Source organism: Cupriavidus sp. C1SS-2L (genome assembly GCF_057073735.1).
The window spans coordinates 1653154-1676441 of the sequence record NZ_CP172708.1; the positions used below are offsets into that span (position 1 = coordinate 1653154).

Consider the following 23288-nt stretch of genomic DNA (forward strand, 5'->3'; position numbering starts at 1 on the left):
GCCGCGATGACGTCCGCGCTGAATTCCGACGACCTGGCGAGCTTTGTCTGCGTGGCCAACGCGCAAAGCATCTCGCGCGCCGCGCTGGAACTTGGTGCGGACCAGTCGACGGTAAGCCGCCAGATCGCACGGCTTGAAGCCGCACTCGATACGCGGCTGTTTCATCGCAGCGGACGCGGCGTGGTGCTGACCGAAGCGGGCGGCACGCTGCTCGGCTACGCGCGGCAAGTGGCGGCCACGCTAACCGAGGCGCGCGACGCCGTGCGCGCTTCGGCCGCGCAAGGGCCGGCGCAACTGGTCATCGCCGCGCAGCCCACCATTGCCAATACCGCTTTTGCGGCCATCGGCACCGCGCTCAAGGCACGTTTCCCGGCGACGAAACTTCGCTTTGTCGAAGGGCTGGCCAGTCCGGTACTAGCCTGGCTGGCCGCCGGAGAGATCGACGTGGCCTTGCTCTACCTGCCGGAACAACAGGGCGCACTGAAGGTGGATGTGCTGCTGGAAGAAGATCTGACGCTGGTCACGCCGACATCGTGGAGCCATCTGGGCCCGACGTTCCCGGCGCGGCGCCTCGGCGAGATTCCGCTGATCCTGCCGAGCACTGCCAACGGCCTGCGCGTGCTGGCCGAATCGCTCGCCACGCGCGTCGGCACCACGCTGAACATGGCAATGGAATGCGATGCTTCGAATACGGTGTCGATGCGGCTCGTGGAAGACGGATGCGGCGCAACGTTGCTGCCGTTCGCCGCGGTGGCCGATCGCGTTGCGCAGGGCCGGCTGCATTCGGCGCGCGTGGTGGATCCTGTCGTCACGCGGCAGGTGGCCCTGACAACGGCGCGCAATCGTGCAGTCGTGCCGGAGTTGTGGGACATCATGCAGACGGTTCGGCAGTCGGTGCGCAGTATCGTGATGTCGGGGGCGTGGCCGGGGGCGCGGTTGGTTTAGGCAGGAAGTTCACCGCTTCGAGATGCCGGGGTCCAGCCAGGGCGATGCCACGCAAGCGTGGCATCGTGCCCCTTATGGCGTTCGTTCCGCGCGATCAAACAGCCGAAGGATGGCGAGCCAACGGTGTGACCTGAATGTTCATGTACGGGAACAGCGGCAACGACGACAGCAGTTCGTGAAGCTCGTCGTGGCTGTCCACGTCGAATACGCTGATATTCGCGTAGCGCCCGGCCACGCGCCACAGGTGCGGCCACTTTCCGGCTTTCTGGATCTCGATGGCACGCGCCCTTTCGGCGGTCTTGATGGCTTCGGCGCGATCTGCCGGCAGGGAATCGGGGATATTCACTTCCATCTGTACGCAGTAAAGCATGGGGTCTCCTTGTGTGGAATGTCCTGGACGCCGAAGCGCTCAGCTTGCCGGTTCATCGCCGGCGACTGGCGCGGTACGGAAGGGCTTGAGTTGGCCGATGAAGGTCTTGCCGTGCTCGAACCAGGCCTTGCGGATGTCCGAGGCCATGTACGTCGCATAGGCGGCGTCATCCTTGAACCAGCATTCGCCGATCGCATCGACATGGCCGATATCAAAGAAGGGCACGTGAGTGTCAGTGGGCTGCTCGGCGACGAGTCGGACTTCATACTTGTGCAGGCCCGGCACATCGTGCGACATCTCGTAATGGCGCAGGCACTCCGCGCGGAACGTCTCGTCGGACATGCCGGCTGGTTTGACCAGCAGGTACAGCAAGCGAATCATGTTGGCTCCTCTGTCGATGTGTTGGTGTTCGTTTGTATCAGCCGCCGGTGCTGGCGCGGCGCCATTCAGGATCGAGCGCTTGCCGGCTGGGCCAGCGGTGCGGCGGGAGAGTGCGCATCGGCTTCGCCGATGTTCTCGATCGCGATGCCGCGCGTCTCGGGCAGCAGCATGATGCCGAATACCGCAAAGGCGTAAGCGACCAGGCAGAACGTGCCCATGGCGTTGGCCAGGCCGATATGCGTGGACAGCACGCCGACGCCGACGACGGATCCCGCTCCAATCGACTTGCCCACGTTGTACGCGAATCCCATGCAAGTGGTGCGCACATTGGTAGGAAACAGTTCGCTCAGGAACGGGCCAAGCGCGGCGAACATGCCGATGGCGGAGAAACCCACCAGGAAGCCGAGAATCGCTGTCAGCGTGGTGTTCAGCGGCAAAAGCATATAGCTGACCGTCACGATCCATGCGCAGACAGACAGCAGGATCAGCGTAGGGCGCCTTCCGATGCGATCCGAGAGGTCAGCCGTCACCGCGAAGCCGCAGAAGGAGCCGAAGGCCATGATGAATACGGTGACGATCATCGAACCGGCCGCGACCTGCCGCTGGTTCAGCAGGGAAGGCAGCCAGACCAGGATGGCGTAGCAGCCGGCCTGCAGGCCGATGACCAGCACGCTGGACAGCGCTAGCGTACGGGCGTACTTGCGATTGAACACCGAGGACAGCGAGGCGCGCGGGGCGCGGCTCTGGCGTGCCCGTTCGAACATCGAAGAGTCCTTGACATGGCGCCGGATGAACAACACGATGAGGGCGGGGATGATACCGCTCCAGAACGCCACCCTCCACGCCATTTCCTTGGGCAGCCAGGCCAGCAGCAATGTGGCGACGACGACCGCTAGTGCCCACCCCAGCGCGAAACCGGACTGCACGAAGCCGATGGCCTTGCCGCGATGCCTGGAGTCGATGACTTCTGCCATCAATGCTGCCCCGACCGCCCATTCGCCGCCGAAGCCGAGGCCCTGCAGCGTACGGGCAATCAATAGCTGTTGGTAAGACTGGGCGAAGCCGGCGAGCACGCCGAACAAGGTAAACCAGATGATTGCCAGCACCAGGATGCGTGCGCGGCCGTAACGGTCGCTCAGGATCCCGGCGCCCCAGCCGCCAATCGCGGTAACGACCAGCGCAACGGTCCCGAGGACGCCAACCTCGGCCTTGGTCAGGCCCCATGTAAGTGTGAGGGCCGGCAACAGGAAGCTGAACATCTGCATGTCGAAGGAATCCAGCGCCCAGCCGGAGTAGCAGGCCCAGAATGTCTTTTTCTGCTGGGGCGATCCAGCCTTGTACCAAGCAAACATGGTTGTCTCCTGAGGTGAGTCTTTTTTCGTTGTAGGTGCGGTACCGGGCATTGGATGGAACGATCCGCCGGCCCCTGCAGAGAAGGCTAGGCAAGCTCGGCCGTCGCCAGGGTGGTGAAATCAAGCTCCACGTCCGTGACCGACTGCAGTGCCTGTGGCGACATGTCGCCGATGATCTCGATGACGGCCACGCCCTGCGGGCCGATGGCGAAGGTGCCGAGTTCCGTGTACACCCGGCTGACGCAGGCCAGCCCGGTCAGCGGATAACTGCACTGGCGGCGCAGCTTGCTCGCGCCATCGCGGGTCATGTGGTCCATCATGACGAACACGCGCCTGGCGCCGATCGCGAGGTCCATAGCGCCGCCTACCGCCGGAATGGCATCGGGGTCTCCGGTGTGCCAGTTGGCCAGATCACCGTGCCCGGACACCTGGAATGCGCCAAGCACGCAGATATCAAGATGGCCGCCGCGCATCATGCCGAAGGCGTCCGCATGGTGGAAGAACGCCGCGCCTTTTTCCAGCCGGACCGGTTCCTTGCCCGCGTTGATCAAATCAGGATCTTCTTGCCCCGGCTCGGCGGCCGACCATTGGCCCAGCACGCCGTTTTCGCTATGCAGGATGATTTCGCGATGCCGGGGCAGATGATTGGCGACCAGCGTCGGCAGGCCGATGCCGAGGTTCACGTACGATCCGTTCGGGATATCGCGCGCCACGCGCGCTGCCAGCAGGTTCTTTGCGACTTGGTCCATGATTTCAGCTCGCGTGCATGAGGTTGGCCTGCATGGCAGCGCTGTCGCGCAGCACCACGCGGCTGACGAAGATACCGGGCGTGACGACGGCTTCCGGGTCCAGTTCACCTAGTTCGCAGATGCGTGCCACCGCGGCAATGGTCTGGCTGGCGGCCATGGCCATCACGGGGGCGAAGTTGCGTGCGGTCTTGTTGTAGACGAGATTGCCCCAGCGGTCGGCAGCGGCAGCGTTGATCAGTGCGACGTCGACATGGATCGGGTACTCAAGCACGTAGCCGCGTTCGTTGATCACGCGCGTCTCCTTGCCCTTCGCGAGCAACGTGCCATAGCCAGTGGGGGTGTAGAAGGCGCCGATGCCGCTGCCCGCGGCGCGCAGGCGTTCGGCGAGCGTGCCTTGCGGAACGACTTCCAGTTCGATCTCCCCGGCGCGGTACAGGGCTTCAAATACGTGGGCGTCGCGCTGGCGCGGAAAGGAGCACACCAGCTTGCGAACGCGGCGCGCCTTCAGCAACGCGGCCAGTCCGGTTTCACCATTGCCGGCGTTGTTGCTGACGACGGTAAGGTTAGTGGCGCCGTGTTCGATCAGCGCATCGATCAGTTCGTCGGGCATGCCCGCGCCACCGAATCCGCCGATCGCGATGGTGGCACCGTCCGGCACATCGTTCACGGCGTCGCGCGCTGTCCCATAGAGCTTGTCAATCATGTCTCGCCTTCGTTGTTGTCTGGCGAAACAAGGTTGCCACGCTGCCCGGCGGTTCACAATTTCGACTTCTGCAAGCGCCCTTAGCGCTGGCTTAAGTCCACCGGCGCGAGGCCGGCGCATGGGCTAGCTTCCTTCCGCGCCGGGCGCGTAGTGGCCGATCAGCAGATTGGCGAATTCACGTGCAAAGCTGGACAGGCCGTCCAGATCGCGCGCGCAAACCTGGAACGTGCGCACGGCCCAGTCATCGCGCAGGTTGCAAGCGCCAATCTGCTGCTGGCCCTTCAGGCGCACGAATGCTGCCTTTGGCATGATGGCAATCCCGGCGCCCGCGGCCACCATGCGGCAGATGGCGTCGTAGCTTGCGACATGCACGCGGATGGTCATGGGCTTGTGCAGAGAGCCGGCCGCGCGCGTCATGAACATCTGGAACGCGCTGCCTTCGAGCAGCGCGACAAAGGCGTGGTCCAGGACTTGCCCGAACCACACGTCCCGCTCGGCCAGGAGCGGGTGGCCCAGCGGAGCGACCACGATCAGCGAACTCTTGACGAACGGTACCGATTGCAGGCCCTGGGTCGGGATGTTGCCCGAGATGATGCCGAGATCCGTACCGCCTTCGCGTACCAGGCGCACGATATCGTCGCTCAGGCGCTCGCGCACTTCAATGCGCACATCGGGGTGGGTGGCCAGGTAGTCGCCGATGACCGGCGGCAGGTATTCCGTAATGGCCGTGGTGTTGGCCACCAGCTTGAGCTGCCCGCTCAGGCCCGTGGTGAACGGTTGCAGGTTTCCGGTCAGGCGTTCCAGTTCCGTCAGCACCACGCGCGCGTGCTGCAGATAGACCTCGCCGGCGGCGGTCAGCGTCACCCCCTGCGGCGAGCGTTCCAGCAAGCGCAAGCCCAGCGTATCTTCGAGGTTCTTGATCCGGTTGCTGACGGCCGGCACGGACAGGAACGATCGCTCGGCACCGCGGGTCAGGCTGCGCGTTTCCGCAACGTTGACGAACAGGCGGAAATCGGTGATGTCAAAGGGAACCGGCATTCTTCGAATCTCGCGGCGAACATTCACTGACCCGCGATGATAGCCGCGTCACCGCGGAATCGCCGCCAACTGCCTGTACCGCGCTGCCGCATGGCGCGGGGCGGCAGGCACGTCGTGCTTACCACGTGGCCGGCTCGAAGCGGAAGCCGGTCCCCTCGCGTCTGACATAGCCGCAATAGGGCTCGCCAAAGTGCACCGGCAGGATCAGTGCCTCACTGTCGGCGGCCTGGTTGAGGAGGGCGAGTCGCGTGCTGCGTGCCAGGTCAGGGCGTATGCAGTAGCCGGAGTTCACGTCGGGGCGCACGATCTGCAGCGGGCTGTGCAGGATATCGCCGCAGAATATTGCTTCCTCGCCCCGGGAGCGCACACGGAACGCGACCTGGCCAGGGCTATGGCCTGCCGCGGACTCGACCTGCAGGCAACCGGCAATTTCCTGCCCGGGCATCATCATCTGCGCCAGGCCTTCGCTGACGACCGGCATCACGCTGTCGAAGAAAGACTCGCCGAATACGTCGACCACACCCGGCTCCTTGTTGCGTCCTTCCTCGCAGAAGACGAAGTCGTCCCTGGGAATGTAGTAGCGCGCGTTTGGAAAGGTCGGGACCCAGCGGTCGTCCTGCCAGGTAGTGTTCCAGCCGACGTGATCGGCATGCAGGTGTGTCATGACGACATGCGTGACTTTCTCCGGCGGGGCGCCGGCCGCAATCATCCACTCGCGCACCAGCGTGTTGAGCATGTTCATGCGCGCGATGCCGGCCCGTGGCTTGAAGTTGCCCACGCCGGTATCAACCACGATGATGTTGCCGCCGGCATGCACCACCCAGAACTGGATCGTCACGATCAGCTTGTTCATATGGGGCATCCAGTGGTGCGGCGCCATCCAGTCCGCGTTCGCGTCCAGCACGCCGCGGTCGATGTCGGGAAAGAGGAAGGCGGGATCGTGCGTCGGACCCGCGTACTCGAGAATGCGGGTGATCTTGAGGTCGCCGACCTTGCGCGTTTGCATCATGTGCCTTGTCTCCATTGTCCGATGGTGCTGCTGCCAGCGCCCGCAGCACTCGCGGGTCGTGGTAGCGGTTGTCGGCGTAAAGGATCGGTGAATTTTCGAGCCCCGCAAATTTTCCAATCCGAAAGGGGGCTTTCACGAGGCCTTATGCGCCGGCCAGACAGGGAGAAAAGTATGGACCCCGGCGGCTCGAACGTCCAAGACCAATGATGTCTCAACCCATACCTGTCAGGTATGGGTTGGTGGAGTCGAGCATAGATTCGCGTCGGATGTCTTCGTACGCCGGCCAGCGTCGCGCCAGCCGCGGAGGGCTGGCGTGTCGACGATGCGCTTGGCGTTCAGGACGATTGTCAATGGATGCGCTTCTCGGTTGCGCCGATGGCCCACCCTTTTCCTGTGGTGCTGGCGGTCAAAGGGCAGAGCCGGCCTTGATGGCCGGCCCTGCCTGAAGGTCACTGCGTGGCGCAGGTAAAGCTCGCCGCCGCGTTGACGTCGCCCGAGCCGTTGTACTTAGGCCAGCTCGGATAGTCGCAAAGCGGTCGCGTCCGGCCCGGTACACCAACGGTGTCCTTCACCGTCAGCGAGGCCGGTGCCGTGTTCTTTTCGACCCAGTTCTCCAGCGCTGTCAGCGAGTCCCACGAAGCGTTGAAGACCGAGCTCGCGGCATGACCATAGCCTGGGATCTCGTAGTAACGCATGAACGTGCTGACATTGCCTGCGCCCATCGTGCTCTGCACGCGCGTGAAATACTCTTCTGTCGACCGCGTGCTGACCAGCACGTCAGACATGCCGTGCGCCATCAGGATCTTGCCGCCCTTGGTCCTGAACGCGGAGAGGTCGGTCTTGTTGACGTCCTGGATGCCGGCGAGCTGGCTGATGCGGTCCTGCCACGAGCCCGGGTTCTGCGGGTCGAGCGTGAGCGAGTTGAAGGTCGGGTCGCGCGTCACGAAGTAGCGCGCCCACTGGTCCCAGAACACGCTTCCGTACGGGGCAGTCGTCGGCATCGGGTTTGCCGGGGCATCAAGGTTGAGTGCCAGTGCGATCACCGTGGCCTGAACGGAGGCATTTCCGGCGATGCCAAGATCCGCGCCCCAGACGTTGAAGCCCGGATAATGCTTTTCTCCGCTGCCCAGCGCATAGCCGAAGACAATTTCGGAGTTATAGACCTTCAGTGCACTGATCTGAGCGTCCGACAGGCAAGTGTCGCCGGTATCGCCGCCGTTGGCGCAGCGTACCGGTTGGCCGTTCAGCATCGCCGTCGATGGGTCGAAGTTGGCGTTGCAAGCGGAAATATTGCTGATCAGACCGTCCTTCACGCCGTCGAGGTTGTCGCAGGCGGCAATCGCAGCGTCGTAGAGCACTTTGCGCTTAGCCTGGTTCGGATAGGCGCCCGGCGCGGCCAGCGCGCGGGTGATACGGCCGAACTGCAGGTCCAGGCTCGCGGCATTCCAGGCAGGATAGAGCACGATGGCGCCATCCCAGTCCTGAGGCCAGCGCTGCACCACCGCCAGCGCTTCGCGGCCGCCGCTCGAGCCGCCCGCGAAGTAGGCCTTCTTCGGGCCATCGGCGGCGTAGTGCATCTGGATCAGCGCCACCGCAACGTCGCGGGTCTTCTTCAGCGCGTCGCCGGCGAAATTGCGCAGGGCTTCGTCATTGGTGCCGAACGAGCCGTCGCGGCTGCCTAGCGCACCGGCCTGGTGGCCCGAATCGCTGGCGAAGGTGGCATAGCCGCGCGCAAGCGGCGTGGGCTGGTCAGTCGGGCCGGCGGGCACATTGCCTGCCGTGTTGGGGATGGTGCCGTCGTAGCCGCCGCCGCCAAACATGACCACTTTCTGGTTCCAGCTCGCAGGCATGTCGACCTCGAACTTGATCGCCGGCGCAGTCGGGTCAACGGAGGTAATCGTGCCGGTCACCTTGCAATACTCGCCAGTGCCAAGCTGGCCGCCACCTGACGCAGGCACCTTGACCGCATCGTTGACGGTCGCTCCTTTGGTCGGCAAGCCGATGTTGCTGGCCGAAACGGTCCTGCCGGGCATGTTTTCGCACGACACCGGAGTCGCCGGGTGGTTACCGGCGTTGTTGTCGTCACCGCCTCCTCCGCCGCAGGCAGAAAGCATCAGCAACGCTGCCGTTGCAACGACGTGGGGTGCCAGTCTGATTGTTGCTGGCAAAGGTCTGCATCCAATGTCTTTTGACATTTGTGTTCTCCAGGTGTCTCCAGAAATGGGATAGCGCGGTATAACCCGACGAGATATCCCGCGTGTACGTCTGCATTTGGCGTGCCTGACGTAGTGCGGGGCCTGGAAGTGGAGCAGGAAATATGCAGCAGATTTCCTATGTGGTCCACGAGTACCGACGCAGGGGGCGACTCATTTGTTCCTGCGCGTGTTGGAGTGGAGCTTTTTCAAAGGCCTGAAGAATTGGCTGGTTGCCCTTGCAGCCCAATCAACCCGAATCAGAGGCGCGACGCGGTGCAGGATTTACAAAGTTTGGATCGCGCGGGGTAATGGACCAACGTCGAGTTGGAGGAATCCTCGCGGTGCAGCAACGCCGCGTCGAGCGTTGCCGCGTCCTCGTTATGAGCGCTTCAGATGAATTGTGCGGTGCAGCTACCGATGCCACTGATCTGCATGGACAACCGGTCCCCCGCTTGCACGGGAATCAGTGCCGCCAGCGAGCCCGATAGAATGGTTTCGCCTGCCAGTAGTGGAATGCCGAAGCTGCCAAGCGTGTTGGCCAGCCACGCCACCGCATCGGCGGGGTGGCCCAGCGCGGCGCTGCCTGATCCCGTGGCCACGCATTCGCCGTTCTTTTCGAGCGTCATGGCGCAAGCAGCCAGGTTCAGCGCGTGCGGACTGATACGCTCGTCGCCGAGCACGTAGACGCCGCACGAGGCGTTGTCGGCAACGGTGTCCTCGATGCGGATGCGCCAGTCCCGGATGCGCGAATCGACGATCTCGAAGCAAGCCGCGACGGCCTCAGTGGCATCGAGCACATCGTCGCGCGTGACGCCGGGACCGCGCAAGTCGCGCCGCAGGAAGAACGCGATCTCGCCTTCGGCGCGAGGCTGGATCAGCGTGTCGGTGGGAATCGGCAGGCCTTCGGCATAGTGCATGCTCTGCAGCAGGATGCCGAAATCCGGCTGGTGGACATCGAGCATTTGCTGCACGGCCTGGCTGGTCACGCCGATCTTCTTGCCCGTGATGCGGTCGCCGGCCGCGAGCCGGTGCGCAATGAAGCCTTGCTGGATGCGGTAGGCGTCGTTGATGCCCAGGCTCAGTCCACGGCCGCTCAGGGGCGGCACGGGCAAGCGCGTGACGAGCGCATGGTGAAGTTCGTTGCTGAGCGAGGTGATCAGATCGGCTGTCATGGGGGAAGGGGAATTCGGTCGATGCAGCCGCGGCGTGAAGCCGCCGCGGCGCACGCGGGTCAGAAGGAATACTTGGCGTTGAAGGCCACGTAGTCGCGGTCAGCCAGCGGACGGTTGGCGATGCTTGCGCCACCGATGAACGCGGCATAGGTCAGGTTGAGCTCCAGGTTGTTCAGGTACTTGAACGTGAGGCCAACGCTGGCACGCTTGTCGCCGTATCCCATCAGCGTGCCGAACGCACCGGCAACGGCGGCGTTGCCGCTGAACTGCTGCGCATACGTGAGCGGCACCGTCAGGTCCCAGCCATCGAACACGTTGTTGTAGGTGAGCGACCAACCGACCTGGAACGCTGCGGAATTGCGCGTGTTCGACAGCTTGTCAAAGCCCATCACCGAATCCACGCCTATCACGTGCAAGTAGGCAATTTCACCGAGCAGCGTCTGCGAGTTGGCCAGGAAGGTCGGCCCGATCGCGTAGATCGCGGACAGCTGTGCCTGCAGCGCCTTGCCACGAGATGCGGTGGGCGAGCCGGCCACGTCGACCAGCATCGGTACGCCGTCCTTGTAGCTCACTTCACCCGCGACGTTAGCGCCGGCCAGCTGCGTCGAGAAACTCGCACCGGTGAGGTTGATGCCGCCGAAGTACTTCTGCTGGTACTGCAGCGTCGGGAACAGCGAGGTCACGACGCTCGGGTTCTTGTCGTGGTAGCGCAGCTGGTAGAGGCCGATTTCGGTGTCTTCGAACACCCGGAAGCGACCGCCGATACCCCACTGGCCCCAGTCGGACGGCGAGATGTCGGGGCCGCGCGGAATGCGGAAGCCCGGCCCGATGATGAACTCCGCGCCCGGACCGACGATGTCCGACGTGCTGAAGTAGCTGCCCGGCGCGAAGAGCTGGTTGGGCTTGAACGTGAACTGGTAATAGCCCATCAGGCTGAACGCCGGCGTGACCTGCCACTGCACCGATGCCTGCGGCACGGGCAGCAGGATGTCCTTCACTTCCGCGCCCGGCACGAACGCCTTGGTCGCATCCGCAGGCCCTTGCGCGCCGGCGATGTTGGCGAAGAACAGGCTCTCCCCCCAGGCCACTACCTGGTTGCCGAGCTTGAAGCTGAGTTGCGTGCTTTCGATCGGCACTGCACCGTAGACATAGGCGTCAAGCAACTGCGCTCGGGACTCGTGGTAGTCACGCGCGGAACCCGTGAACTCGTTGAACGGGCCGCTGTGGTTGACCGTGCCTGGCGCGTTGTTCGAGTTGGTGCCGCTGTAGGCCCAGTCGTAGAACACGCTGCCGCGCACCAGCGCGCCGAATGCGTCGTGCTTGACGTGGGCTTCGCCCAGCAGCGAGACGCGATTGGCGGTCATGTCGCCGCGCTTGAAGTTGCGGTTGCCGTCGTCGCCGTTGATGTTGGCGGGGCTCAGCAGCGTGTTGCTCTGCGTACCGGTGCGCACGGCAGCGCCGTAGCTGGCCGTGACGCTGTAGTCTAGCGTGGTGTCGTGGCCGAGATCGATGGTTTCGCCTGCCTGGGCGCCTGACGCCAGCAAGGTGGTCAGCGCCGCGGCAGCGGCGATCGGCCGCAGCTTGCGCAAGCGCGCTGGTTTCGCCGGCAGTGGGCAGGATCGTGGAATGTGCATGGTTGTCTCCCCTTGGTATCGGTGATGGTTCATTGCCTGACACTTCGATTAGCGCTCGCTAGTCCACTGCGTCAGTCGAAGAGCACCCCCGTTCTACTGCGCCTCGAGGCCGCATGCGTCGTTGAAAATGCTCGCAATAGCCCGCTATTGCTGCGCTTGCGCCTAGCCTGCGGCCTCGATGCACAGCCGCCCGGGTGCGCTTTCTCGGACGCAGTGGACTAGGCGCAAGCGTAGTGAGTGGAGGCAGTGCACAAATCGGCAGAACGGACTAGGCGGATTCCCCAAGCCGCAGCGCTCACGAATGGTTCACCGATGCCGCGCCCAGGAACGCCGGCCGCTCGCCGCCACCGTCGATAACGAGGTTCGCGCCCGACACATAGGAGGCGTGCGGCGAGGCGAAGAACAGGCACGCACTGGCAATGTCCTGAGGGTTCGCGAGCCGGCCCAGTGGTACGGTTTCAGCCACTTCACGCAGCGCTTCCGGGTCACCGTAATGCTGCTGCTGCGATGTCTCGGTCAGCGTCAGCCCCGGGCTCACTGCGACCACGCGCACCTTGGGCGCCCATTCCACCGCGAGAGTGCGCACCGCGTTGAGAATGCCGGCTTTGGCGGCGCCATAGGCCGCGGTGCCCGGCGATGGCCGCAGCGCGCTGATGCTGCCGATGAAAAGCTGCGTGCCGCCCGTTGCCTGCTGCTGCATGCGCGCGTTGGTACGCTGCGCCAGTTGCAGAGGTGCCACCAGGTTCAGCCGGATCACCGATTCAAGTAGCCGCGGCGAGGCGTCGGCGGCCATCGCGAACGGCGAACCGCCAGCGTTGTGGACCACCACGTCGAGCGTCGGGCTGTCCTGCGCAATCTGCGCGAGCATGGCCTCGACCTGCTCCATATCGCGAATGTCGGCCGCGATGAAATGCGCTGCGCGGCCATCGGCACGCGGCAACTCGTCGCGGCTCGCAGGCGCGGTGCGCCCGCATACCCAGACCTGCGCCCCGGCGCGCAGGAAGGCTTCACTGATCGCGCGGCCGATGCCGCGCATGCCGCCCGTTACCAGAACGCGCTGGCCGGTGTAGTCGAATTCCGTCATGGGTGCTCTCCCTCTCATTGGAGCGCCCATCGTAGGAGAAGCGGCCATGCCGATCGTAGTCCGAATGAACGATGCCCGGCGCGCGCCCGCCCAGCACTATCGTCGCCACTACAACGGGAGACGCCATCATGTCCGCTACGTCACAGCCGGCCACGCCAGCCGCCACGCCTTCGTCGCTGCACCCATCGCTGCCGATGGGACGCTTCATCACCACGGCCGCGGGCCTGCGGCTGCACTGCCTGGATACGGGCAGTGGCGAGCCCGTGGTATTCATCCATGGCAGCGGCCCGGGCGCGAGCGGCCACAGCAACTTCCGCCACAACGTGCCGTCGTTTGGCGCGGCGGGTTTCCGCACCGTGGTGGTGGACCTGCCGGGCTACGGGCTGTCGTCCAAGCCGGATGACGTCGAATACACGCTGGACTTCTTCGTCGCCGCACTGCGCGAACAACTGCTGGCGCTGGAACTGCCGCGCTGCGTGCTGGTCGGCAATTCGCTCGGCGGCGCGATTGCGCTGCAGTACGCGCTCGATTATCCGGAGCATGTCAGCCGGCTCGTGATGATGGCGCCGGGCGGTGTCGAAGAGCGCGAGACCTATTTCCAGATGGCCGGCATCCAGCGCATGGTGTCGCTGTTCACCGGCGGGCACATGAACCCGGACACCATGCGGCAACTGCTGCAGCTGCTGGTCCACGACGCCAGCCTTGTGACCGACGCGCTGGTCGACGAACGCATGGCCGTGTGCCGCGAACAGCCGCGCGAGGTCTTGTCGACCATGCGTGTGCCGAACCTGACCGAGCGGCTTGGCGAGATCCAGTGCCCGGTGCTGGGCTTCTGGGGCACCGAAGACCAGTTCAATCCCGCGGGCGGCGCCATGAAGTTCCTCGCCGGCTGCGCCGATGCGCGCTTCGTGATGATCAACCGCTGCGGCCATTGGGTAATGGTCGAGCACGCGGACTACTTCAACCGCGAGTGCCTCGGCTTCCTGGCCGATACGGCAACGGCCCGCTGAACCGCTCAGGAGAACCATGATGGTTGACAACGCCACCAGGAAAGCCACGCTGCAGCAATACGTGGAACGTTTCAACGCCGCAGACGCGCAAGGCGTTGCCGCGCTGTATGCCGACGATGCGACCGTTGAGGACCCGGTCGGCGGGGAGGTGATTGCCGGACGCGACGCGATCCGCGCGTTCTACCGGCACACCACCTCGCTGGGCGCACGGCTGGAAGTGATGGCGCCACCGCGCGGTTCGCATGGCGATGCCGCCGCGCTCACGTTCTCGGTTCATGTGCGCATGGAAGGGCGCCCGGCCCGCATCGACGTGACGGACGTCATGACCTTCGGCGCCGATGGTCGCATCCGCAGCATGCGGGCCTACTGGGGGGCCGACGATCTTCACTTCGTATAAGGCGCGCGCAGCCATGGGCCGCCGCCGCCGCGAGGATGCGGCCATGACGCGCGAACGGGTCCTTGCCAGCGCCTGGCAGGTCATCCGGGAGCGCGGCGCGCACTGCGTCACGCTGGAAGAGGTCGCACGCACCATTGGCATGACGCGCGGCGCCATCTACGGGCATTTCCGGTCCCGGGCCGAACTGTTTCGCGCCTTGCTGACCGATGCCGAGGCCGAGATCTCGCTGCGGCTCGCGCGTTGTGATGCGGACGCGCCGGGGCAGCTCGAGCGCTTGCTTGCAGCGCTGCTCGATGGCGATGCGCTGGCGCCGCATGCGAACTTGCTGTCTGCGGTGGTACAGCACCGCTGCACGGAAGACTGTGAGCTCTGCCCGCTGCGTGCGCACGTGCTGCAGCGCGCTGAATATGCATGCGAGCGGCTGCGGTCATGGCTGCCCGATCCGCAGCGCGCAAACCTGCTGCTGGCCCACCTGTGGGGCTTGCTGAGCGCGCAGTCGCTATGGCTGGTGCCATCGAGCCTGGCGCATTGCGTCGCACCGTTGGCGCGGCTGTACGCAGGCGCCGATCTTCGGCTGGCATCTCTGCCATGTGCATCCGTCGCCACTGCCGGGAGGGCGGCGGTGCGGGATACCCCCTAGTCTGCTTGGACGAATCGGACACCCACGCCACTGACTACGATCGACTCACAAGCCATGCAAAAAGGCGGACGGGAGACAGCGATGAAGCGGACTCGGTGGTTGGCGGCGCTGGGCGCCGGCATGGCGGCCGGTATGGCGCTGGGCCTGACAACGGGCGGATCGGGCATGTTTTCCGACCGCGACGAGGCGGACGAACACCGTGCCGGCATCTTCAGGTCGGCCGACGCCGGCCGTGAGGCCTGCGACGACGCCTGCGTGCGCAGCCGCGGCGTCGCAGCGCTGACGGTGCTGGGCCAGCGGCCGGCACCGTGATGCCGTCCTGCCGGCTCCTTTCATTTCTTCATCCACGGAAACCAACACATGACAACTGCGGTCATCACCGGTGCCGCGTCCGGCATGGGCGCGGCCATTCGCCAGCGCCTGCTTGACACCGGCTGCCGGGTCATCGGCATCGACCTGCGCGATGCGCAGATCCACGCCGACCTTTCCACGCCGGAGGGCCGCGCAGCGGCGATCGACGGCGCATTGTCGCAGTCCGGCGGCAAGATCGACAGGCTGATCTGCTGCGCCGGGGTTGGCCCGCACGTCGATCCCGCCACCCTGGTGGCGTCGGTCAACTACTTTGGCGTGGTGGCGCTGCTTGACGGGCTGTTCGATGCCTTGCAGCAGGGCACCGATCCGTGCGCCGTGGTGGTGTCATCGAACTCGGCCACGCTGCAATCGTGGGCAGGCAGCCCGTTGCGCGACGCCTATCTGCGTGGCGACGAGGCCGGCGTGCATGCGCTGGTGCGTGCCGCGATGGCGGCCGACGCGACGCGGGACCAGTCAGGTTACGTGGCCTATGCCAGCGCCAAGAACGCCGTGGCGGCGGCCGCGCGGCAACGCGCTGCGGCATGGGGCAGGGCAGGCGTGCGCCTCAACGTGGTGGCACCGGGTGCCGTGCAGACGCCGCTGCTCCAGGCGGGCCTGGACGATCCGCGTTATGGCGATGCCATCCGCGATTTCCTGCCGCCGATGGGCCGGCGCGCGGAACCGAAAGAGGTGGCCTCGCTGATCGAATTCCTGTGCAGCCCGCAGGCTTCCTACATACACGGCAACGTCGTCTTCATCGATGGCGGCGTGGACGCGGTGCAGCGGCCACTCGATTTCTGATTTGCGTGACGCTCCGGGTAGGAGCGTCCGCATGCCTTTGGTGAGCGCTTCGCGCTTGCCCTATTGCCGTTGTGCGTGAACCGCCTCGGCCCGCGCCTTGACATCGCGCGCCACCTGGTCGAAGCCTTGCTTCACCCAGGCACCGTGCTCGCGCATGATGGTGTCGGCGTTCAGCCCCAGGAACAGGTCCGTGGTGAAGTAGCGGGTGCGTGCGGGGCCGATGGCCTGCACGTACTGGTCGCGCCGCGCGGCATCCTTGTTCTCGTCGGTGGGGCGCTGCTCCCATGACAGCAACCGTTCCGGCTCCCATGCCACCAGGTACTCGTTGACGGGAATCGTCTGGTCGGTGCCAGGGATGCGCACCTGCATATGCACCATGTCGCCCAACTGGCCGGTGGTCTCCAGGCCCGGGCAGAAGCTGTTCCATTCCGCATAGCGCCTGAAGTCGGTCAGTACTTCCCACACCAGCGATGCGGGGGCGTCGATGTCGACGTGGATCGACGTGACGAGATTCTCTGCCTTGGCCATCTGCTCCTCCGTAGGCGCCGGCCCGTTTACCGCACCGGCGCGGGTTGACTCGTACCGGCACGTGCCGGCCGCCCGATGCTAGGGCGGCGCCCCGTGCGTTCGCATACTCCGAACGGACGAGTCCGAGCGGACGAAGCCGCTACGCCAGCGGCAGGGCAAATTGATGCCACGCTGCGCGCGATGGCAGCGGGCACGACAAAACTTTCCAGGAGACAGACGTGAAAGCCCGACCACTGAAGATTCTGTTGCACGCCGGCGTGCTGGCGGCCGGCGCCCTGGCCGTCACGATGGCCACGGCGAAGATTACCCAGGACGACCTCAAGCAACTGGATGGCAACCTCACGCCGCTGGGCGCGGAGCGCGCCGCCAACAAGGATGGCACCATTCCCGCATGGACGGGCAAGTGGCTGGGTGCCCCCACGGGCGTCGCCTATAAGGCGGGGGAGCGCTACCAGGACCCGTATGCCGACGAGAAGCCGCTGTACGTCATCACCGCGCAGAACATGGCGCAATACGACAAGCAGCTGACCGATGGCCTGAAGGCCCTGTTCAAGAAGTATCCGGAAACCTTCAAGATGCCGATCTACGCCACGCATCGCGATTTCCGCTATGACGACGGCACGTACAAGGCGATCCGCACCTATGCGCCCCAGATCGAGATGCTGGGCGAAGGCAATGGCGTGAAGAACAGCCCGCCCACGTTGCCGTACCCCATTCCGAAGACCGGGCTGGAGCTGCTGTGGAACCTGCGCTTTGCGTCGGCAATCGAGAGCGAGCGTGCAGTCTACGACCAGGCGGTCGTTTATGCTGACGGCAAGGTCGCCTGGGGCAAGGTCAAGTATGAAATCTGGTCGCCCAAGGACGGCCAGCATTTCGATGCCAAGGCGCCGATGAACGCGCGTGCGTTCTACCGGATGTACACTGAGTTGCCGCTACGCGATCGCGGTTCGATTATTACTGGCTATACCGTTTATGACAGCCCGGAGCCGGACAGCAACCGCGCCTGGTCCTACAACCCCGGCACGCGCCGCGTGCGCCAGGCACCGGAGTATGGCTATGACCAGCCGTTCGGCCCCGGCGGCTTCCGTACCGTGGATGACGACCACTTCTTCAACGGCTCGCCGGAGCGCTACGACTGGAAGATCGTCGGTAAGCGCGAACTCTACGTGCCGTACAACAACTACCGCATGAGCTCGCCGTCGATCAAGTACCAGGACCTGTTGACGAAGGGCCATGCCGACCCGTCCAACATGCGCTACGAACTGCACCGCGTATGGGTGCTGGAGGCCACGCTCAAGCAAGGTTTCCGTCACCAGTACGCCAAGCGCATCATCTATATCGACGAGGACTCGTGGTACGGCGTGCTGGCCGACAACTACGACAGCCGTGGGCAGCTGTGGCGCACCAACATCCAGGCCAACGTCTATGCCTACGATGCAAAGCGCTTCTACCCGACCGCGGTGTTCTTCCACGACCTGATCTCGGGCGCTTACCTGGCGGACCGGTTGACCAACGAAGGGCAACCGCCGCGGCTGAACAGCGAGCCGAAATACGTGGAAGCCTATTTTTCGCCGGATGCCGCGCGAGGGGCGGGGAACTGAGTCTCCATGAGCTGTGAGCTTGGGGCCGATCATCTCCGATGGTCGGTCTTTTTTTTTATTTATTGTTGATTTGTGGGGAGGCGGCGTGTTTTAGAACGACTCGTCTCTGCGATTCGAGTTCAGGAAAGCAGACGACTGAGGTGAGTGAAGTCGCTGCCCACGACGGGCGCACCCCCAGGCGACAACTCGGCGGTGCCTTTAACTTCTGAAGTCGACTAGGTTGCACTGCTCACGGCTACTCGCCCGCGCAGCTTTGGCCAATGGCATCAAGGTGTCATGACCCATATCACAAAGCGATGATCTACATTCTTCAACGGCAGGTAGATTTCATGCGAAGCAGGATCGACCGCCAGAGTGTGCGCGTTCGCTCCGACCACACCTTCGCTGCCAGCCGGCCACCGCCACCAAGGCTGTGGAAATACACCCCATGCAGAATCATGGAGTTCGAAGCGATCAGTTCTTCGCGTTTGAGCCCGTTGAGCACAAACACTGGGGCTGTCGCCACATCCATCCATTGCCGCAAGGTCCGTCGTGATGGCGTTCAGGCGCTTTACGGCGCCACCGTAGTTGTTCTCGTAGTGGCTGGCGATCAGTTTTTCCGACAGGCCCGTCGGCTCGCACAGGAGCGGTTTCATCTGGTAGGTCATGGAGTCTCCTTTTGCATCTCAGTGATGCAGCAGCGGATAGGCCACCAGGCCGATCAGGGCCGCTCCCGCAACGATCACAGGCTCGGGCAATTTCTTGAACTTCAGCAGCAGCGCCACGGTGACGAGCGCCAGCAACGCAGTCGGGATATCCACAATTGAGCGCTTGGCCAGTACGATCACCGCTCCGGTAATGGCGCCGATGGCGGCTGCGGTGACGCCGTCCACGAATGCCAGGATGGCGGGCAGCTTCCCGTACTTCTTGAAGTACGGCGCCGGCAGGATCGTGAAGAGGTAACAGGGCAGGAATGTCGCGGCCGCCGCCACGCAAGCCCCGGGCAGGCCGGCCACCAGATAGCCGATGAAGCCGACCGTGATGACGACCGGGCCCGGGGTGATCATGGCCACAGCCACGGCGTCAACAAACTGCTTGTCGTTCAGCCAGTGATGTTCGGTGACGACGCCGCCGTACAGGAACGGCACAATCGCAAGACCGGAGCCGAAGACAAACGCACCGGCCTTGGCAAAGAACACGCCGATCTGCGACAGGAGCGGCCAGTCCAACGTACTGACCATGCCGCTGGCTGCCGGCAGCGGTGTTGCCGCCAGCGCATTGAGCTTGCCTTGACGCAGCCACTTGGGCGGAGCACGCCAGAACCAGGCCAAAACGCCGGCCGCGAGGAACAGCCAGGCCACCTCCGATTCGGTAATGACTGTGACTGCGACGAGAACCAGATAGATGAACCACAGCAGCTTGTCCTTGCCCACGCTCTTCTTGGTCAGCTTGTGAGCGCTGATCGCGATGATGCCGATCACTGCCGCGCCCACCCCGTAGAACACCGACTGCATCCAGGTCAGGCCGCCGAAGCGCACGTAGGCCCAACCAAGCGCCAACACCATCAGGAATGAGGGCAGCACGAAAGCGATTCCAACGAGCGTGGCGCCCAAAATCCGGTAGTGGACATAGCCAAGGTAGATCGCCAACTGGGCGGCCAGCGGGCCCGGTGCCAATTGCGCCAGCGCGAGGCCTTCCTTGTAATCTGCATCGGTGATCCACTGCCGCGAGTCCACCAGGTCTCGGTGCATATAGGCCGCGAGCGCTACCGGACCGCCAAAGCCAAAGGTGCCAAGCCGCAGGAAGTACATCACCAGTTGGCGCAATGTGTAGCTGGGGCGTTCGTGCGGGGATTGGGCTAGAGAGGTCTCCGTTGGTTGGGGCGAGTTCATCTTGTGTCGTATGGAGTGGAAACTAGACTTTGCTGGTTTGGCAACGAGCTAGCGCTTGCGCGGGCTCGAGTAATGCGTATGGAGGGAGTCGAGGACATGGCCGACTTCGTCGAGCAATGCATCGTCATCGGGAAAGCGCTCACGCGCGCCAGCCAGTACGGCTTCGAAGCCGCTGGCTTCCGCAACCGGCGTGCCGCCAATGTCCAGCACATGAATCATCTGACCAAGACGCGCCAGCCCCTTGTCCTCATCGAGTCCGAAGCTGGCGAGCAGTACCTCAAAGGAAACGCGATCGCCGATATGCGTGAACGTGGCGCCATCAAAGTCGAACCCCAGCACGTCGTCAGGACATTGGCGAACGTCGTCGAGCCAGAGGAAAGTGGCATGGGGATCGATGAAGCGTCGGATCAGCCAGGCACAGGCGACCCGGTCGACCCAGAGGTGCCGCCGGGTGGCCCAGCGTCGTCCCTGATACTGGGAAGGGTCCCGTCGCGGAATGTTGCCCGCCACGCCGCGCGGTTCACCCGGTGACAGCATGATGTCGATGGCCGCATTGAAATCTCGCCAATGCGCCTCCGCACGGGCGGACGCCTCGTTGGGGAAGAAGTCGATTTTGCGGATCGCGTCGAATCCCCGGCCCTGGCGGCGAGCGATGCGCAGTAGCTCCGCTTCGCCCGCGGTACCCAACGTTGCACGGGCGCCCGAGAGTTCCGCCATCCAGGCCGTGTATTCGGAGCTTCGGTCGAACAGCGCGCGATACTCGGCATCTTCCTGTGCATCCGCGGCCTGCACCGACAGAATCCACACTTTGCCGTCCCCGCTGGCCGCGTCGTCGGCCAGCGCCTGAAGCTGGGCTCGCAATCCCGCCTCGTTTGGCAGAAGATAGGCGCCATCGCGCAATGCCGCGCCGCCCAATGCCTTGACGCCTCGCCACAGCCGCATACGCGGCGTGGCGGCCGACGTTGGCAGACTCACGACAAGCAGTAGCCAGGCGGGTTGAGAGATGGATTGAAGAGTAGTCATGCGCCCAGCTTAGCCGGCCGTAGTCGCTGCTTCAACGTTGTAGAGACCTCTACAACCCCCGTTTTCGCACGTCCGATTGGGAAGAGCGCGTGGTCACGTGCTTTATGATCAAATCGCCCCCTTGACCTGCATCCCCCTCCGCTTCGCTCACCATGTCTATTCGTACCGCGTCCCCGGCACTGTTTGCTGCCTTGCTATTTGGCGCGAGCACTCCGCTGGCTAAGGCGCTTACAGGTTCTGTGACACCGCTCCTGCTAGCGGGCCTGCTTTATCTGGGCAGTGGCGTAGGGCTGACATTGGTGCTGGCGATTCGCAGAATCTGGACGCCGCCGGGACCGGAAAGCGACCGGAGCGGTATCCCCGGAGCGGAGGTGCCGTGGCTGATCGGCGCCATCCTTGCGGGTGGCGTGGCAGGACCAGCCTTGCTGATGACAGGGCTTGTTTCCACCAATGCCGCGTCGGCTTCGCTGCTCCTGAACGTTGAGGGCGTACTGACGGCAGTCATCGCCTGGCTGGTTTTCAAGGAGAACGCCGATCGCCAGATCGTGCTGGGAATGCTCGCCATCGTGGCCGGGGGCTTGCTGCTGTCCTGGCAGCCGGGAAGCCTGCAAACGTCACCTGGCGCACTGTTTATCGTAGGTGCTTGCCTGTGCTGGGCCATTGACAATAACCTGACCCGAAAAGTGTCCAGCAACGATGCGCTCCTTATCGCTTGCCTGAAGGGGCTGGTTGCCGGGCTCTGCAACACGGGGCTCGCTCTGATGCAGGGGGCCGTGCTTCCTTCAATGGGCACCACGGCTGAGGCTCTGCTTGTCGGCTTCGCTGGATACGGCGTGAGTCTCGCCCTGTTCGTTGTGGGATTGCGGGTGCTGGGCACTGCGAGAACCGGCGCGTATTTTTCCATTGCCCCGTTGTTTGGGGTGCTGATCTCGTTCGTGATCTGGCCCGAAGTGCCCAGCCTGGCGTTCTGGTTTGCGGCGGCTCTCATGGCCCTGGGAGTGTGGTTGCATCTTCGCGAACGTCACGAGCACGAGCATACCCATGAGCCGCTGGCGCACAGCCACTCACATCGGCACGACGAGCACCATCAGCATGAGCACGACTTCCCGTGGGATGGGAAGGAACCGCATAGGCATTGGCATAAGCATGAGGTGATGGTCCACAAGCACCCCCACTATCCGGACGTGCATCATCGCCATACGCATTAGCGCGCGCCGTGATCCTCCCAGCGAGATCCGCCGTGCGCGGTTGCCGGTCCTTATCTCGGATTGCCCGCGTGATGTCAGGCCATTTCACTGGCCGTTTCGCCAGTCAGCGCGACTTCCGTCTCGTCGGCCACCGTGCTTTCCGCAATCGCGTTGTGGTGTTCGGAAACCATGTCGCCCAGACCGATGACGACCGTGATATTCGGCGTCCAGTTCTTGCGGTCGGTGCTGACCTCGGCAAACGTGGTCACCGTTGCGGTGTAGCCCTGCGCTCTGAGATCGTCGGCTAGCCGTTGCGCGCGCGGTTCAAGCGCGGCTTGCGGATTGTCTTCGTTGATGTCGAGTACCAGGCTGGTCTCGAATTCTTCCTTGCCCCTCTGGATTGCCGTTTGCATTGCCTTCAGTTGCTTGTTCGCGAGCGCGACGAGCTTGCCGTACCTGGATTCTTCCTGGCTGGCGCGCAATGCCTTGGCGGCGTTGATGATTTCAGTGCGGTCCACGAACATGATTGCCTTTCGAAGTGGGGGAGGGGAAAGGGTCGCCGCCGCACGGGCTTGACTTCAGGAGCCAGCATTTCCGGATGCGACGACAACTGTATAAATATACAACTGTATAAATATACAGTCATCACCACCTGGCCGGCAAGACTTGGTCACTGGAGATCGGGATTCATCAACGACTCCGTATCGATCGCGGCGGACTGCGACCGTCAGCTTCGGATTGGCCGCAAGGAAGCTGGTAATGCCGGGACGATCTGGTCGATGCCGAATGCCTGCGGGACGCTGACCCGCAGATCGCTCACCGGATCCTCCGGCCCTGCGCGTCAATCACGGCCTCGCCGTCCTCTTTGGAGAAGGCACCTTGCTGCGGCGCGGGCAGGATATCCAGCACGACTTCCGACGGCCTGCACAGCCGTACGCCGAGCTCCGTGACGACAAAGGGTCGGTTGATCAGGACCGGGCGGGCCAGCATGGCATCGAGCAACTGGTTATCGGTCAGTGCGGGATCGGCGAGGCCAAGCTCTGCATAGGGCGTCCCCTTTTCGCGAATGGCTTCGCGCACGGAAAGTCCGGCATCGCGGATCAGCGCCAGCAGCGTCTGCCTGTCGGGAGGCGTGTCCAGGTATTCGATGACGGTCGGCTCGATGCCCGCATTGCGGATCATGGCCAGCGTATTGCGCGACGTTCCGCACGCAGGGTTGTGATAGATGGTGACGGACATGGTGATTC

The 23288-nt window shown here is 64.0% G+C and carries 24 protein-coding genes and 1 pseudogene; 8 read left to right on the forward strand and 17 right to left on the reverse strand.

All coding sequences use genetic code 11. The features are described 5' to 3' along the window. Positions 1-6 precede the first annotated feature (6 nt). On the forward strand, positions 7-945 hold the full coding sequence (locus ACIGJG_RS07755) for a LysR family transcriptional regulator (protein WP_140950023.1): 939 nt from the start codon (positions 7-9) through the stop codon (positions 943-945). Positions 946-1039: 94 nt separating this feature from the next. Here the strand turns inward: ACIGJG_RS07755 and catC are convergent, their stop codons facing one another. The 11 genes from catC to ACIGJG_RS07810 all read right to left on the reverse strand — a co-directional run bounded on the left by catC (position 1040) and on the right by ACIGJG_RS07810 (position 12632). Then, the gene (gene catC, locus ACIGJG_RS07760) at positions 1040-1315 is read right to left on the reverse strand and encodes a muconolactone Delta-isomerase (protein WP_011297668.1); all 276 of its coding nucleotides are present in this window, start codon (positions 1313-1315) and stop codon (positions 1040-1042) included. A 39-nt stretch (positions 1316-1354) separates the two neighbouring features. After that, positions 1355-1696 carry a 4-carboxymethyl-4-methylbutenolide mutase MmlI gene (gene mmlI / locus ACIGJG_RS07765; RefSeq protein ID WP_011297669.1) on the reverse strand — a complete coding sequence of 114 codons (342 nt, stop codon included), beginning with the start codon at positions 1694-1696 and terminating at the stop codon, positions 1355-1357. A gap of 65 nt (positions 1697-1761) precedes the next feature. Continuing rightward, the gene (locus ACIGJG_RS07770; RefSeq protein ID WP_011297670.1) at positions 1762-3048 is read right to left on the reverse strand and encodes an MFS transporter; all 1287 of its coding nucleotides are present in this window, start codon (positions 3046-3048) and stop codon (positions 1762-1764) included. An 86-nt stretch (positions 3049-3134) separates the two neighbouring features. Then, entirely contained in the window at positions 3135-3797 is a 663-nt protein-coding gene (locus tag ACIGJG_RS07775; protein WP_011297671.1) for a 3-oxoacid CoA-transferase subunit B, read from the reverse strand. A gap of 4 nt (positions 3798-3801) precedes the next feature. Further along, positions 3802-4500, reverse strand: coding sequence for a 3-oxoacid CoA-transferase subunit A (locus ACIGJG_RS07780; protein WP_140950025.1), 699 nt, complete (start codon positions 4498-4500; stop codon positions 3802-3804). A 123-nt stretch (positions 4501-4623) separates the two neighbouring features. Then, positions 4624-5538: a LysR substrate-binding domain-containing protein gene (locus ACIGJG_RS07785; RefSeq protein WP_011297673.1), complete on the reverse strand. Its 915-nt coding sequence runs from the start codon at positions 5536-5538 to the stop codon at positions 4624-4626. 118 nt (positions 5539-5656) lie between these two features. Continuing rightward, positions 5657-6547, reverse strand: a complete 891-nt coding sequence (locus ACIGJG_RS07790; RefSeq protein ID WP_011297674.1) for an MBL fold metallo-hydrolase — start codon at positions 6545-6547, stop codon at positions 5657-5659. A 449-nt stretch (positions 6548-6996) separates the two neighbouring features. Beyond that, a complete protein-coding gene (locus tag ACIGJG_RS07795) occupies positions 6997-8742 on the reverse strand; it encodes a tannase/feruloyl esterase family alpha/beta hydrolase (protein ID WP_011297675.1) in 1746 nt (581 codons plus the stop codon). 389 nt (positions 8743-9131) lie between these two features. Continuing rightward, positions 9132-9914, reverse strand: coding sequence for a 2-oxopent-4-enoate hydratase (dmpE, locus tag ACIGJG_RS07800; RefSeq protein WP_011297676.1), 783 nt, complete (start codon positions 9912-9914; stop codon positions 9132-9134). A 59-nt stretch (positions 9915-9973) separates the two neighbouring features. Further along, a complete protein-coding gene (locus tag ACIGJG_RS07805; RefSeq protein ID WP_011297677.1) occupies positions 9974-11548 on the reverse strand; it encodes a DUF1302 domain-containing protein in 1575 nt (524 codons plus the stop codon). Positions 11549-11843: 295 nt separating this feature from the next. After that, on the reverse strand, positions 11844-12632 hold the full coding sequence (locus ACIGJG_RS07810) for an SDR family oxidoreductase (RefSeq protein ID WP_483672982.1): 789 nt from the start codon (positions 12630-12632) through the stop codon (positions 11844-11846). 128 nt (positions 12633-12760) lie between these two features. On the opposite strand from ACIGJG_RS07810, the gene ACIGJG_RS07815 reads away from it, so the two are divergent. The 5 genes from ACIGJG_RS07815 to ACIGJG_RS07835 all read left to right on the forward strand — a co-directional run bounded on the left by ACIGJG_RS07815 (position 12761) and on the right by ACIGJG_RS07835 (position 15831). Then, complete coding sequence (locus ACIGJG_RS07815) at positions 12761-13642, forward strand: alpha/beta fold hydrolase (protein ID WP_011297679.1); 882 nt, start codon at positions 12761-12763, stop codon at positions 13640-13642. A gap of 19 nt (positions 13643-13661) precedes the next feature. Then, positions 13662-14039, forward strand: a complete 378-nt coding sequence (locus ACIGJG_RS07820; RefSeq protein WP_483673060.1) for a nuclear transport factor 2 family protein — start codon at positions 13662-13664, stop codon at positions 14037-14039. A 13-nt stretch (positions 14040-14052) separates the two neighbouring features. Then, positions 14053-14679 (forward strand): TetR family transcriptional regulator, encoded by a 627-nt coding sequence (locus ACIGJG_RS07825; protein WP_011297681.1) that lies wholly within the window; start codon positions 14053-14055, stop codon positions 14677-14679. 81 nt (positions 14680-14760) lie between these two features. Then, the gene (locus ACIGJG_RS07830; protein ID WP_041679582.1) at positions 14761-14991 is read left to right on the forward strand and encodes a hypothetical protein; all 231 of its coding nucleotides are present in this window, start codon (positions 14761-14763) and stop codon (positions 14989-14991) included. A gap of 48 nt (positions 14992-15039) precedes the next feature. Beyond that, positions 15040-15831, forward strand: a complete 792-nt coding sequence (locus tag ACIGJG_RS07835) for an SDR family oxidoreductase (RefSeq protein ID WP_140950028.1) — start codon at positions 15040-15042, stop codon at positions 15829-15831. A 60-nt stretch (positions 15832-15891) separates the two neighbouring features. On the opposite strand, the gene ACIGJG_RS07840 is transcribed toward ACIGJG_RS07835, so the two are convergent. After that, on the reverse strand, positions 15892-16359 hold the full coding sequence (locus ACIGJG_RS07840; protein WP_011297684.1) for an SRPBCC domain-containing protein: 468 nt from the start codon (positions 16357-16359) through the stop codon (positions 15892-15894). Positions 16360-16577: 218 nt separating this feature from the next. Between ACIGJG_RS07840 and ACIGJG_RS07845 the strand changes: the two genes are divergently transcribed. Next, positions 16578-17960, forward strand: coding sequence for a DUF1329 domain-containing protein (locus ACIGJG_RS07845; RefSeq protein WP_011297685.1), 1383 nt, complete (start codon positions 16578-16580; stop codon positions 17958-17960). A gap of 394 nt (positions 17961-18354) precedes the next feature. Here the strand turns inward: ACIGJG_RS07845 and ACIGJG_RS07850 are convergent. The 3 genes and pseudogenes from ACIGJG_RS07850 to ACIGJG_RS07860 form a co-directional block, all read right to left on the reverse strand. Then, a pseudogene (locus ACIGJG_RS07850) lies at positions 18355-18607 on the reverse strand (superoxide dismutase); the annotation flags it as partial. An 18-nt stretch (positions 18608-18625) separates the two neighbouring features. Then, entirely contained in the window at positions 18626-19831 is a 1206-nt protein-coding gene (locus ACIGJG_RS07855; RefSeq protein ID WP_140950030.1) for a chromate transporter, read from the reverse strand. Between the two features lie 48 nt (positions 19832-19879). Beyond that, complete coding sequence (locus ACIGJG_RS07860) at positions 19880-20854, reverse strand: chromate resistance protein ChrB domain-containing protein (RefSeq protein WP_483672983.1); 975 nt, start codon at positions 20852-20854, stop codon at positions 19880-19882. 152 nt (positions 20855-21006) lie between these two features. Between ACIGJG_RS07860 and ACIGJG_RS07865 the strand changes: the two genes are divergently transcribed. Continuing rightward, positions 21007-22062, forward strand: coding sequence for a DMT family transporter (locus ACIGJG_RS07865; protein ID WP_011297688.1), 1056 nt, complete (start codon positions 21007-21009; stop codon positions 22060-22062). Positions 22063-22136: 74 nt separating this feature from the next. Here ACIGJG_RS07865 and ACIGJG_RS07870 read toward each other — a convergent pair whose 3' ends face one another. Next, the gene (locus ACIGJG_RS07870; protein WP_011297689.1) at positions 22137-22565 is read right to left on the reverse strand and encodes a hypothetical protein; all 429 of its coding nucleotides are present in this window, start codon (positions 22563-22565) and stop codon (positions 22137-22139) included. A gap of 292 nt (positions 22566-22857) precedes the next feature. Beyond that, positions 22858-23280, reverse strand: coding sequence for an arsenate reductase (glutaredoxin) (arsC, locus tag ACIGJG_RS07875; RefSeq protein WP_011297690.1), 423 nt, complete (start codon positions 23278-23280; stop codon positions 22858-22860). Positions 23281-23288 lie beyond the last annotated feature (8 nt).